At 43.4% G+C, this 12,114-nt stretch carries 14 protein-coding genes; 8 read left to right on the forward strand and 6 right to left on the reverse strand.

Translation table 11 applies throughout. From position 1 onward, the window contains the following. Positions 1-346 precede the first annotated feature (346 nt). The 4 genes from J2Z37_RS20230 to J2Z37_RS20245 are packed head-to-tail and all read right to left on the reverse strand — an operon-like array spanning position 347 to position 4,374. Positions 347-1,486 (reverse strand): ABC transporter permease, encoded by a 1,140-nt coding sequence (locus J2Z37_RS20230; protein ID WP_209812132.1) that lies wholly within the window; start codon positions 1,484-1,486, stop codon positions 347-349. Further along, positions 1,473-2,606 carry an ABC transporter permease gene (locus tag J2Z37_RS20235; protein WP_209812133.1) on the reverse strand — a complete coding sequence of 378 codons (1,134 nt, stop codon included), beginning with the start codon at positions 2,604-2,606 and terminating at the stop codon, positions 1,473-1,475. Before J2Z37_RS20235 ends, J2Z37_RS20230 begins: the two co-directional genes overlap by 14 nt. After that, a complete protein-coding gene (locus J2Z37_RS20240; protein ID WP_209812134.1) occupies positions 2,603-3,790 on the reverse strand; it encodes an HlyD family secretion protein in 1,188 nt (395 codons plus the stop codon). Before J2Z37_RS20240 ends, J2Z37_RS20235 begins: the two co-directional genes overlap by 4 nt. After that, the gene (locus J2Z37_RS20245) at positions 3,787-4,374 is read right to left on the reverse strand and encodes a TetR/AcrR family transcriptional regulator (protein ID WP_209812135.1); all 588 of its coding nucleotides are present in this window, start codon (positions 4,372-4,374) and stop codon (positions 3,787-3,789) included. Before J2Z37_RS20245 ends, J2Z37_RS20240 begins: the two co-directional genes overlap by 4 nt. A 175-nt stretch (positions 4,375-4,549) precedes the next feature. On the opposite strand from J2Z37_RS20245, the gene phnC reads away from it, so the two are divergent. The 7 genes from phnC (at position 4,550) to J2Z37_RS20280 (ending at position 10,642) form a co-directional block, all read left to right on the forward strand. Further along, positions 4,550-5,332 carry a phosphonate ABC transporter ATP-binding protein gene (gene phnC, locus J2Z37_RS20250; RefSeq protein WP_209812136.1) on the forward strand — a complete coding sequence of 261 codons (783 nt, stop codon included), beginning with the start codon at positions 4,550-4,552 and terminating at the stop codon, positions 5,330-5,332. Positions 5,333-5,347: 15 nt separating this feature from the next. Further along, positions 5,348-6,229 (forward strand): phosphate/phosphite/phosphonate ABC transporter substrate-binding protein, encoded by an 882-nt coding sequence (gene phnD / locus J2Z37_RS20255; RefSeq protein WP_209812137.1) that lies wholly within the window; start codon positions 5,348-5,350, stop codon positions 6,227-6,229. Next, the gene (phnE, locus tag J2Z37_RS20260) at positions 6,226-7,050 is read left to right on the forward strand and encodes a phosphonate ABC transporter, permease protein PhnE (protein WP_209812138.1); all 825 of its coding nucleotides are present in this window, start codon (positions 6,226-6,228) and stop codon (positions 7,048-7,050) included. Before phnD ends, phnE begins: the two co-directional genes overlap by 4 nt. Before the next feature lie 11 nt (positions 7,051-7,061). Then, positions 7,062-8,069 carry an NAD(P)-dependent oxidoreductase gene (locus tag J2Z37_RS20265; protein WP_209812139.1) on the forward strand — a complete coding sequence of 336 codons (1,008 nt, stop codon included), beginning with the start codon at positions 7,062-7,064 and terminating at the stop codon, positions 8,067-8,069. A 164-nt stretch (positions 8,070-8,233) separates the two neighbouring features. Then, positions 8,234-9,436, forward strand: coding sequence for an iron-containing alcohol dehydrogenase (locus J2Z37_RS20270; RefSeq protein ID WP_209812140.1), 1,203 nt, complete (start codon positions 8,234-8,236; stop codon positions 9,434-9,436). Between the two features lie 96 nt (positions 9,437-9,532). Then, positions 9,533-9,709, forward strand: a complete 177-nt coding sequence (locus tag J2Z37_RS20275; protein WP_209812141.1) for a hypothetical protein — start codon at positions 9,533-9,535, stop codon at positions 9,707-9,709. Between the two features lie 348 nt (positions 9,710-10,057). Beyond that, positions 10,058-10,642, forward strand: coding sequence for a YitT family protein (locus J2Z37_RS20280; protein WP_209812203.1), 585 nt, complete (start codon positions 10,058-10,060; stop codon positions 10,640-10,642). Positions 10,643-10,831: 189 nt separating this feature from the next. On the opposite strand, the gene J2Z37_RS20285 is transcribed toward J2Z37_RS20280, so the two are convergent. Beyond that, positions 10,832-11,326: a GNAT family N-acetyltransferase gene (locus tag J2Z37_RS20285; RefSeq protein ID WP_209812142.1), complete on the reverse strand. Its 495-nt coding sequence runs from the start codon at positions 11,324-11,326 to the stop codon at positions 10,832-10,834. 189 nt (positions 11,327-11,515) lie between these two features. Between J2Z37_RS20285 and J2Z37_RS20290 the strand changes: the two genes are divergently transcribed. Next, entirely contained in the window at positions 11,516-11,914 is a 399-nt protein-coding gene (locus tag J2Z37_RS20290) for a DoxX family protein (RefSeq protein WP_209812143.1), read from the forward strand. Here the strand turns inward: J2Z37_RS20290 and J2Z37_RS20295 are convergent. After that, positions 11,907-12,095, reverse strand: coding sequence for a hypothetical protein (locus tag J2Z37_RS20295; RefSeq protein ID WP_209812144.1), 189 nt, complete (start codon positions 12,093-12,095; stop codon positions 11,907-11,909). The two genes, J2Z37_RS20290 and J2Z37_RS20295, sit on opposite strands and share 8 nt — an antisense overlap. Positions 12,096-12,114 lie beyond the last annotated feature (19 nt).

Raw genomic sequence — 12,114 nt, forward strand, 5'->3', positions numbered from 1 at the left:
TCGTAAGAAATATGTAGTGTCAAAGCCGTGTGCGTAGGTCCGCATGCACGGTTTATTGAGAGGGGTGGGTCAGTAATGACCACCCCTACTCTCTTCTTTGGGGTTCTGGAAAAGAGTTAGCGGAAAAAATTTCCGTTATCACTGATTAAAAGAGAGTTTTCAACCAAATAGCGGAAATTTTTTCCGCTAACTAGTGTTTAGACCGCTTCCAACGATCGAAAACAACTATATACCGGAAAAAAAATCCGTTATTTCACTATTTTAAATTTGATTTTCCAAGATAACGGAAAACTTTTCCGTTATTAAAAACAGCCATATTATGAAAGCCCAACCCTGACAACTCATATTAATTATGATCTAAAGGGTGCCTTCCCTCCACTTGCCCTAAAGAATTGACCTTTAGCAAAAACCAAGTAATGGAAAAAGTAACCGCTGCAATCAACAACAAACCTACCAGATCCCCTTGGATTTGAATCCAATCGCTTCCTTTTACAGCGATCTTCTGTAACCCATCGAGGTAATAGGTCAACGGGAAAACATGGGCAACAGAAACTAATGCTTTTGGCATGGAAATGAACGGCCAGGTATAACCGGATAAGGGAAAAGATAGTAAAGCCAAAAGCATCGATATTTGGGTAGCTTGCAAGGCATTAGGGGAAATCGCTGAAATAAGCATCCCCAATCCGACTAAAGCAAAAACAAACAGAACCGTTAAAAGAAGCATCTGCGATGTTTGTCCAACAAATGGAAAATCATACCCTTTTATGAGAATCCCCATGGTTGACATAACGAGAAACAGTCCTAGCCAAAAATAGGGGACAGTCTTCGCGTAAATCCATTTTCCTAACGGCACGACTCGAAGCGGTTTATACCTTACAACGCTCAAGGCAATTGCGAGTAGAAGCACTTGCTGAACAAGGGCACTCACCAATCCAAGCGGCATAAAAATGCTGTAGCTGAGACCGGGGTTGTACAACATCCGATGAGCAAACCGCAAGCTGAATACACTGTCGTCGGTTAAGCCTTTAGCCTCTACACGCTTGATAGAGATTCCCCCGGAAAAGGTCTGGACGATTTCATTGGCGGAATTCAAGGCGCTGTTTACCACCATGATATTACTTCCATCAATGATGGTCATTAACTCCCCGCGTTCACCCCGGGTGACGGCTTTCTCAAATCCTTTAGGGATGACGACACCAACCTCAGCTTCCCCTAACTCTATCTGATGAACCAGCCCATCTTCTGATCGAACCTCCTCACGAACAGAAAAGACTTCCGATGAATCGAATGCCTGCATAACCTGACGACTGAGTTCACTATGATCCTCGTCGAGAAAAGCGACCGGTAGCAATCGAAGTTTTCCACCGCTATAGACAGAACCGAAAAGAAAGGTGAAAAACAGCGGGACAAGAAGCAGGATGATCCACATTCGCTTGCTTTTCAGTAAAAATGTCCATTCTTCCAAGATCCAATCAGACACTTTCATATAATTCATCCTCTCTGTTGTGCCTTTTCGTAAAGGAGTGTCCTACAAAAGTCAGGGCTGTCGTGATCACAGCAAAAGCAAGTAACGCAACCACATCTGGTGAAATCTGCCCCCATCCGTTTCCTTTTATAGCGATCTCCCGCAAGCCGTGTAAAAAGTAGGATACGGGGAGCAGATGTCCCATCAAGCTTACCCAGGAAGGCATCGCTGAAAATGGCCAGGTAAAACCGGATAGGAAAAATGATGGATAGACAAGCAACATAGTGATTTGGGTTGCTTGGACATTGGTTTTGGAGAAAAGGCTCACGAGAAAACTAAATCCAATCAAACTCAAGACAAAAGCTAGAGCCAAGCCGAATAGAAGTATAAGTTTACCCAAAAAGGGAATATGGAAAACCTGTGTTAAAACACCCAGGGCGACAACTACATTAAATAGTCCGATCAAAAAATAGGGTATTGCCTTCACCACGAAGTAGTTCCATGCCTTCGTACCCGCTGCCCTTTCTCTCGTAAGGCTAAGCGTCATCCCGAGCATGGTCACGGACTGCAGCACGGTTCCGAGTAACCCGATCAGAAGATAGACGGTGTAACTGTTCCCTGGATTAAATAGCAACCGGTAACCCATATGCATGCCGCTGCTTTGCTCGGGAGAAATTCCATTTGCCTCCAGGCGTTTCATAGAAATTCCGACGGAATAGGTTTGAACAATTTCCTGAAAACCGGAAAGAGCGCGGTTGGCAATCATTAAATTGCTACCGTCGATGATTGCCATGACCTCCCCTTGCCTGCTTTGCGATACTTGTTGCGACAAATCGGCCGGGAGGATAAATCCCGCATAGGCTACGCCTGATTTCACCTTGTCTATTAATTCAGCTTCTGAAGCAACGGGTCCCATCAATTCAAACGTTTCCGAGGAGGTGATGGCTTGTAGGATTTGTCCACTGAGCACGCTTCGATCCTCGTCAATGTAAACTATGGGGATATTTAATACTTTTTCCTGCCCATAAAGAAAACCAAATAAAATCATATACCCTAAAGGTAAAAATAAAAGGGTAGCCAGCAGGCGTTTATCCTGAATGAGGGCCCGCCATTCGTGGGCAAGGAGGGAGCGGGCATTCATGGTTGAATGCCCCCTTGCCACTCTGCTGTCATTCCGGCGAGAATCTGCTCTGTTTCTTCCGTGAGATGAACCTTCACCTCAAACGAACGGATATCGGTATCCTTTAAATAATTCGTTGCCTTTTGGGCAGCAAACTGTGGTGCGGGGTTGACAGAGGCAACGACCGCATTGGTCTTTGTCTGTAGAGCTGGGATGGACAATGTTAAGTGTTTTCCTGCCGCCAAACCCTGCAAGTGGTCCTCCGGAACATAGAATGTTACCCATTTATCCGCCGGTTCTGCCAAGGTCAAGGCGGTAAAGCCTTCACTTATCATCTCGCCCGCTTTGACATTTTTACGGATGACAACACCGTCAACCGGTGCACGAAGCTCTGTATATTTTAGATAAATCGATGCTTCTTCCAATTTGGCTTTGGCTTGTGCTAATTGTCCTTTTGCCGCCTGCACATCAGCCTCGGATAATTGAACCTGCTTGCTGCCGCTCATGGCTTCTTTTAAAACTCCCTGCAATTGCTCCACTTGATGCTTGGCAGCGCTCAATTCCTCTTGCCGAGCCCCTTCTTTTGCCAATTCTAGGTCCTTTTGCACAGCTTCCAGTTCTGCCTTCGCCTTCTCCCATGCGGTATCCGTTTCGTCTTTTTGCATTTGCGGAATTGCCCCTGCATCGTACAGCTGACTCATTTTCTTTTGTTTGTCGCTAGCCAGGTTATAGACACTTTCCGCAGCGGAAACTTTTGCTTCCAACTGATCGATTTGTTGTGGACGAGCCCCATTGGAAAGCTGGTCGTATTTGTCCTGTGCGACCTTTAAGGCAGCATCGGCTTGGTCAATTTTGGCCTGTGAAGCTTGATCGACCATCCCGACACCGGTCGCAGCTTTATTGACATTGGCAGAAGCAAGGGTAACTGCTGCCCTAGCTTGATCGACCTTCGCCTGCCATTCCTCTTTTTCTAGCAATCCCAACAGATCGCCTTTTTTCACTCGTTGTCCTTCTTCTAACGGCATTTGCCCTATACGTCCGCCGATCTTAAAGCTGAGATTATATTCCTCCTGCTGCACAATCCCGCTGAAAGAAGAAGGGAGAGAGGTGGCTGTCGTTGTTTTCATCTGGGGGAAAGCATAACTGATAACAATCGCTATGACTGCTATCGCACCGATACTCATCAACCATCTCTTTTTGTTCATATCGTTTCGCCCCCTTTGAACGACTGCAAAACCGTATGGGTGATGCTGTTCACCCGTTTTTCCTCATCAATAGGCAGATCATGCACGATTGAACGGATCGCGGGGATGGTCAGCATCCCAAAAATAGAGGCCGAAAGAGTTGAGATATCCATGGATTCACTTAACAAACCCAGCTCTTGTGCTTTTTGTAATTCCTGATCCATTCTCACAAAATAATCATGAAACAGCTCGTGTAAAGTGACAGATTCGAGTAAATTGGGTCCCCACATATTTTGCATGATCAAACGGAAAAAGGACCGGTTTTGCTCAAAAAACGCTAGTTGGGTGGAAATATAATTTCTCCATTTGGTCACGGGATCTGCAGGTTGATCGAAAACATTGGTTATTACGTCTGTAAGAGAATGAGCCCCCCGTTTCATGACATATAGAAACAGCTCGTCTTTCCCTTTGAAATTATAATAAAGCGTCCCTTTCGCCACTCCAGCCTTTTCGGCAACGTAATCCATTGAGGTATCGTTATAGCCCTTCTCCGAAAAGGCTTCAATTGCTCCATAGTAAATGGCATCCAGTGTACTTCGAGCCATCGGAATCGCACTCCTTTTTTGTACTCATGATTATAAAATTATACCACTGAGTATAAAAAAGCCAAGCGTAAATTTTGTGCTACCTATTCTTAACACTTTATTAATAAAGAAAGGGCTTTATCTCAATAAAGTCATGGCATGATGAAATAGAAAACAAGTTGGGAGGTGATGATTCATGATCAAAATAAAGGAACTGACAAAGAAGTTTGGTGATCATTTAGTTTTGGACAAGGTGGAATTCTCGATTCAGGATCGTGAGTTCCTCGTCATATTAGGTTCTAGCGGTGCCGGCAAATCAACCCTTTTGCGATGTTTGAATGGGTTGGTTCAACCAACAAGCGGTCAAATCACACTGAATGGGATGTTGTATAACAAGAAGAATATTCGTGAGATCCGAAGAAAAGTGGGTTTTATTTTTCAACAATACCAGGTTATTGGAAATCTATCGGTCTTGCAAAACGTTCTGCTAGGTCGTTTAGGGACGAAATCCTTTTGGAATATCTTTTTTACAAAAGAGGAGAGGGTGAGAGCGGAAGAGGCGATCGAGATGGTTGGATTAGTTGATAAAATTTATACCCGTGTCGACCAGTTGAGCGGGGGACAAAAACAACGAGTAGGGATCGCCCGGGCTGTGCTGCAAAATCCCCAGGTTATACTAGCCGATGAACCGGTGGCTAGCCTTGATCCCGTGACAAGTGAAGAAATTCTTTCACTCCTTAAGCGAATAAATGAAGAAAACGGAACTACCATTGTTTGCAATCTTCATCAACTGGACTATGCCAAAAAATATGGGGAAAGAATCGTAGGTTTGCGCTACGGAAGGATTCAATATGATGGGGCGGCTTCGGATTTAGGTGTATCAGACGTCGAGCGAATTTATGGCAATCATTTATCGATGCAACCAAACACCGGTAAAACGGTAAAACCCTCTTCCACCATTCAAGTTTTAACAACATAAAAGGAGGAATTAAAAGTGAGAAAAGGAATGATCCTATCTATTATTTTAAGTATCGTAACTCTGTTTGCTGTCGGATGTGGAAATAGTAGTTCACCGGCGGATGCAAGTAAACCAGATAAGCTGAAAGTTGCCCTTCTTCCAGATGAAAGTCCTTCTACGGTCATCAGGGACAATGAGGCCCTGAAAAATTATTTAGCTAAAACCTTGAATATGGATGTAGAACTCATCGTGACAACCGATTATTCTTCTATGATTGAAGCGATGAGAAATGGAAAAATTGATATCGGATACTTTGGACCACTTTCTTATGTATTATTGAAGCAAAAAATGGATAATGCGGTGGCTTTCGCAGCCAAGGTCGAAAAAGGGTCACCGACCTATCAAGCCGTTGTCATTGCTGGAACGGACACAGGTGTGCAGAATTTAGCCGATATTAAAGGAAAAACGGTAGCTTACGGAGACGTCGCTTCCACATCCAGTCATATGATTCCCAAAGAGATGATCTTCTCGAAAGGGAAATTGGAACAAGGAAGGGATTATGAAGAGCAATTTGTGGGTTCCCATGATGCGGTAGCCATGGCCGTGCAAAATGGGAATGCGCAAGCGGGCGGGTTAAGTAAGCCTATTTTTGAATCCTTAGTACAAAAAGGGACGATCGATGCAACAAAAGTAAAAGTTATTGAGGAATCACAACCCTACCCGAATTATCCTTGGGTATTGAATGCTGACCTGGACAAGGATTTACAAGAGTCTATTAAGCAAGCTTTCTATAACTTGAAGGATGAGTCCGTGCTTAAGCCATTGAAAGGGGAAGGATATGCTCCGATCGAGGATAAGGACTATGATGTGATCCGCAATATGGTGAAACTTCTTGGTGTAGATTTGGAGGCGCAATGAGTCAAGTAAATCAAGAAGCGACCTTACTTATTAAATCGTCCTCTTCCAAAAGAAAGTTTTGGAGCAATTGGGGAGTGATTCTGGGTTCTGGCTTAGTCCTTATTGTAGGGTCATTGCTCTATACCGTGATCGTCAGCTGGGAGGCATTAACTTCGGGAAATGTCCTGCAAAGCTTCCTGCGCATTGTGGGGGAAATGCTTCCCCCTGATTTCACGGTGATTGCCACTTTGGGAGAACCAATCCTCGAAACGTTAGCCATGAGTGTCATGGCGACCCTGATTGCTGTGGCTATAGCGTTTCCGTTAGGTTTTTTAGCTGCTGAAACGACAACGATCCATCCTTCCGTTCAATATGGTATCAAGGGATTATTTAATGCATTAAGAACCATTCCCGAACTGGTTCTGGCGATTATCTTTGTTGCATCGGTTGGCTTTGGAATCTTACCCGGAATCTTAGCTTTAGGTTTACATTCTGTGGGGATGCTTGGAAAATTTTATGCAGAAGCCATTGATAAGGTGGATAAAGGATTGATCGAGGCTGTTGAATCCTGTGGGGGCTCTCGCTTTCATGTCATTGCTTTTAGTGTCATCCCGCAAATTCTTAGCCATTCCATCGACTTTTCTTTATATCGTTGGGAATACAATTTCCGGGCGTCAACAGTGGTAGGGATGATTGGTGCTGGTGGAATCGGGTTTCAATTAATTGCCTCGCTTCGCATCATGCAGTACCAAGAGGTCTTAGCCATTCTTTTAGCTGTATTTATTATGGTTCAGTTGGTAGATGCCTTTGGAAATACCATTCGAAGTAAATTGATTAGTTAGGAGGGAAAATGATGCTTAACAGACCGAAAGTGTTTATATCCCAGTGGATGCCTGCAGTTGGAGTTGATTTAATCAAGGAGTATTGTGATGTAGATCATTATGATGGCATCGTTCCCTTGGATAAGGAGCAATTTATAGCCCGTGCAGCAGATGCTGATGCCCTGGTAGTCTTTGTTCCCGATGTCATAGATGCAGAAATTCTGGATCACTGTCCCCATGTTAAAGTGATTAGCAGTTTTGGCAAAGGGTACGACAATATTGATATTGAGGAATGTTCCAAGCGGGGTATCCTAGTCACTGTAAATCCGGACGCATTGACTGATTCAACGGCAGACCTAGCGATCGGATTGCTTCTTTCCCTTTCTCGGAATATCCTTTTGGGAGACCAGCACGTCAGAACAGGTCCTTTTTCAGGATGGCATGCAACGAACCTTTTAGGAAGGGATTTTCATCATGCGAAAGTCGGGATGATTGGTTTAGGTGCAATCGGGGAAGCGATCGCGAAAAGAGCCAAAGGATTTGAAGTGGAGATGTGCTATACGGATCTCTACACCTATCCCGAAAAGGAGATCAGGCTTAGCATTCACTATACAGACCTGAACACCTTGCTCCAAACATGTGACTACATCATTGTGGCTGTCAATTTAACGGAAAAGACCTATCACCTCATCGGGAAAGAACAAATCATGATGATGAAAAAGGGAGGCTATTTGATTAATATCAGCCGGGGATCGATCGTGGATGAAATCGCGGTTAAGGATGCGTTAAGAGAGGGACATCTTGCAGGATATGCAGCGGATGTATTTGAATTTGAAGACCCGTTGACACCCCATCGTCCGGCTTTTATATCTGAAGAATTACTTTCCCAATCCACAAAAACCGTGTTCACCCCCCATATTGGAACAGGTACAGTAGAAGCTAGAGAACGACTTGCCCAGTCCAGTGCGAGACAATTGCTATTAGCTTTAAAAGGGGAACGCCCAACCGGTTCAGTCAATTGGGTGGAGCTTATGAAATAATCGAAAAAACCGATGGAACCAGGTGGGGACATCGGTTTTTTGTTTTAATACTCCTAATGTGAAAGGGATATAGTGGAACTATATATAAAATATAAGAAAAACTATTTGCGAAAAGCCTATCTGGACATAATGTTTATTGAAAAATAAGAAACGGAGATGATGATATGCTAAATTTCACTTTAAATATTCCAACTAAGATTATCTTTGGAAAAGGCGAAGTCAACCGGACCGGTGAAATTGTAAAAGAGTACGCCAAGAAAGTATTAGTGGTTACGGGACGCTCTTCGACTAAAAAAACGGGATCTCTAAACAAAGTAACTACCTCTTTGCAAGAGGCTGGCGTCGATTTTATCGTGTTTGACCAGGTAGAGCCTAACCCACGGGCAGAAACCGTAGATCGAGGCGGACAAATCGCTCGTGAAGAACATTGTGATTTGATCCTTGCTTTAGGAGGCGGTTCCGCCATGGATGCGGCCAAAGCCATTGCGACTGTGGCGATATCGGCAAGACCGATCCATGAATATATTCGTGGGAATAAAACAGAACTTTGGAAAGAATTGCTTCCAATTAAGGAGGCGCTCCCTATTGTCACAATCCCGACGTTAGCGGCAACAGGTTCTGAAGCCAATTCCGGCGCGGTCATTACCAACTGGGAAACAAAGGAGAAATCAGGGATCTCAGGTCCCGCGTTGTTTCCGCGTGTTGCTATCCTTGATCCAGAATTAACCTTTACCGTATCTGCCAGTTATACAGCGGACGGTGCGGTAGACATGTTCACTCATTTGTATGAGGGGTATATGACAGGGGATGAGAATGCGAACGTTCAGGATGAAATTACGGAAGGACTTATGCGCAATGCGGTGAAATATGCGAGGACTGCCATTGACCAACCAGAAGATTATAACGCCCGTGCGCATCTTCTTTGGACAAGCACTCTCGCTTTAGTGGGAATAGCGAACGCGGGAAGAGGAGGAAGCTTTCCTGTACATCAAATGGAACATACCTTGTCCGCTCACTATGATATTTCACATGGACGTGGATTAGCTATTCTAACTCCAGCTTATTTTCGTCAAATCATCAAAAAGGATCGTCCCCATAGACTCGCACGCCTAGGCCGTCAAGTGTTTAACGTGACACTCGAAGATGATCTGGAAGCTTGCGAGGCGACAATCGAAGCTATCGTGGGATGGTTCAAAGAAATAGGAACTTTCGATACACTAAAGAATCTTGGGGTGAAAAAAGGGGACCTCAAGTTGATGGCAGAGGAAACGATCCGCGTAGGGGGATTAGGGCAAAATGCTTTGGCAGCCACGCATCCTTTATCTGCCAATGAGGTTCTCCATATTTATGAAGAGGTTTTTGAATAACGGGAAAGTAGGTTTTTATGAGTGAGAAGCGGGGGTGGAGGTTGATGATGACCGTTTTCGCATTCGCCAAGTGTGATTTTGGTTATCATAACCTCGATGATGACCATTTTCGCATTCGCCAAGTGTGATTTTGGTTATCATAACCCGATGATGACCATTTTCGCATTCGCCAAGCCCAATGTCGGTCATCATACCCTCGATGATAACCATTTTTACATTCGCCAAGCCCGATTTTGGTCATCATCACCGCCCGTGATTCTCATATTTATTTGAAATTAGAAGAAAGGAACTATTTGCATGAGGTACATCTATTGGGGACAACCTATGATCAGCAACAATTTCGAAAGGGGTGACGTTTATACTACAGAATGAATTTCGTGATCGATCTAAAACAAGCACTATTCTTGCTCTTGTAAAAGCCTTAAATATATTGGAGCAATCAGATAGTCTAGTGGAGGCCAAGGAAGAAATAAAAAAATTGATTCAAAAATATGAACATGAATAGACCGGAATATATATAGGTTCCCTGGAAAACTTGAAGTCAGTCGAATAATTGTACAAGTTGACTCGATAAGTGGCATATATATGAAACATGCCCTTTTTTTGGAGATGATTCAATATATGCCGCTTTTAGATAAAGCCATTGCTATAATCATTGGTAGTATCATAATATCGATCGGGATAAATTTCTTCCTAGTCCCTTTTGAGCTTCTTGATGGAGGGATTATTGGTTTAGGATTAATAGTTAAGTATTTGCTGGGAATTAAGGCGGGATTGACCATCATTGTTTTAAGCATTCCAATCTTTACAATAGCTTGGTTTAAATATCGGAACTACTTCCTTAACAGCCTTCACGGTATGTTTATATCTTCGTTTATGATTGACCTTTTGTACCCCCTTCATGATCTTTTTCTTTCTTACTTTGACCTACCGGCATTGGTCTGCTCTGTGATCGGAGGAATACTTGTCGGTTTAGGCATAGGAATTATGCTTAGATATGAAGTGAGCACTGGCGGCACAGATCTTCTCGCGCAATTTTTAGCAAATATCTTTCGATTGAATGTTGGAATCATGATTTTCATAATCGATGCCCTTGTAATTTGCGTGGGAGGTTTACTTATCTCTAAGGAAACCTTCTTCTTGTCCGTTGTGACAATCACTTTTGTTGGATTGACAACCAGCATATGTACTTGGAGGACAACCTAGGTTGTGCTTCCCGAGGCATGAAGGACAAATCCTAGGTGAAATACCGGCGAAAAGTCCTTGAGCGGGCTTATGAAGGATAAATCCTAGGTGAAATACCGCGGAAAAGTCCTTGATTGAGCTTATGAAGGACAATACCTGCGAAAGCCCTTCCGCTGCTTTATTGTCACCATCCCCGGCGATCTGAGGAGCTTACTCAACTCCCACCACTCTGCTGCGCCTTTCCAATAGAATGGTGTCCCGCCATTTTCCGTGCATCTTTCCGATCCGTTCCCTTCTGCCTATTTCCCTAAACCCATGTTTTTCATGTAACGCAAGACTCGAGGTGTTTTCTGGGAAGATACCCGCTTGTAAAGTCCAAAATCCTTTTTCTTCACTGCGCTTAATAAGTGCTTCCAGTAAAAGGTTTCCAACTCCCTTTCCTTGTGCATCCGGGTGGACATAGATGCTCACTTCAGCGACCCCAGAATAAACACATCGATCAGAAACTGCACTTAATTTACACCAGCCTAAAATAGCCTTGTCATTAAATGCAACCAATGTACATCCTGGTACCGCAGACGCTATCCAATGATCAAACGAGGGAGCCCTAGTTTCAAATGTAGCATGACCTGTAGCAATCCCTGCTTCATATATAAATTTCACTTGATTCCAATCCTCTTTTAAAAAATCTCTTATTTGGTACATGGATATCGCCCCCTCAATAGGAACAGTATACCATCAGAAATGAATAGTAAGAAAAGTTTAACCAATGGATCGCAGTGGGTTTTTGTAAATTATAATTACTTTTTAAAAGTATCTTGACAAAAGTATGTATTCATCATATTATACTTACATAAAGTTAGATGATAATAAAAAATACAAGGAGGGCTTATCATGAATATTGGTTTGCTTATTATACGTTTGGTGGTTGGATTAACTTTTGCAGGGCATGGAGCTCAAAAATTATTTGGTTGGTTTGGTGGATATGGACCAAAAGGAACGGGAGGCTGGTTTGAATCGATTGGACTAAAACCGGGTGTACAAATGGCCGTTTTAGCCGGTCTTGCTGAATTAGTCGGCGGTTTGCTGTTCGCGGCAGGCTTGTTCACACCGATCGGAGCGATTCTCATCGTTTTAACCATGCTGGGTGCTATTGTGACAGTACACGGAAAAAATGGATATTGGGTTACCTCAAATGGGTATGAATACAATCTTATGCTGATTGCTGTTGCCGTTGGAGTGGCTTTAATCGGGGCAGGTACGTATTCCATTGATGCTTTATTGGTTAATTAATAAATAAATAAATAGATAAATGGATAATGGTGGTTGCTTCGGCAGCCACTTTTTTTTGTGTTAAATGTTCAAGATAAAAGGGATAGGGCAAGTTGCCATGGGTAAAAACGAGTGTGCCTAACAATGAATGAGTTTCCCCATAGAAAAAACATTTACGTTTATCTGCCTTAATAGCAATCATATTTATACTATACATACGG

This window comes from Ammoniphilus resinae (assembly GCF_017873965.1).
Taxonomy (GTDB): Bacteria; Bacillota; Bacilli; order Aneurinibacillales; family RAOX-1; genus Ammoniphilus_A; species Ammoniphilus_A resinae.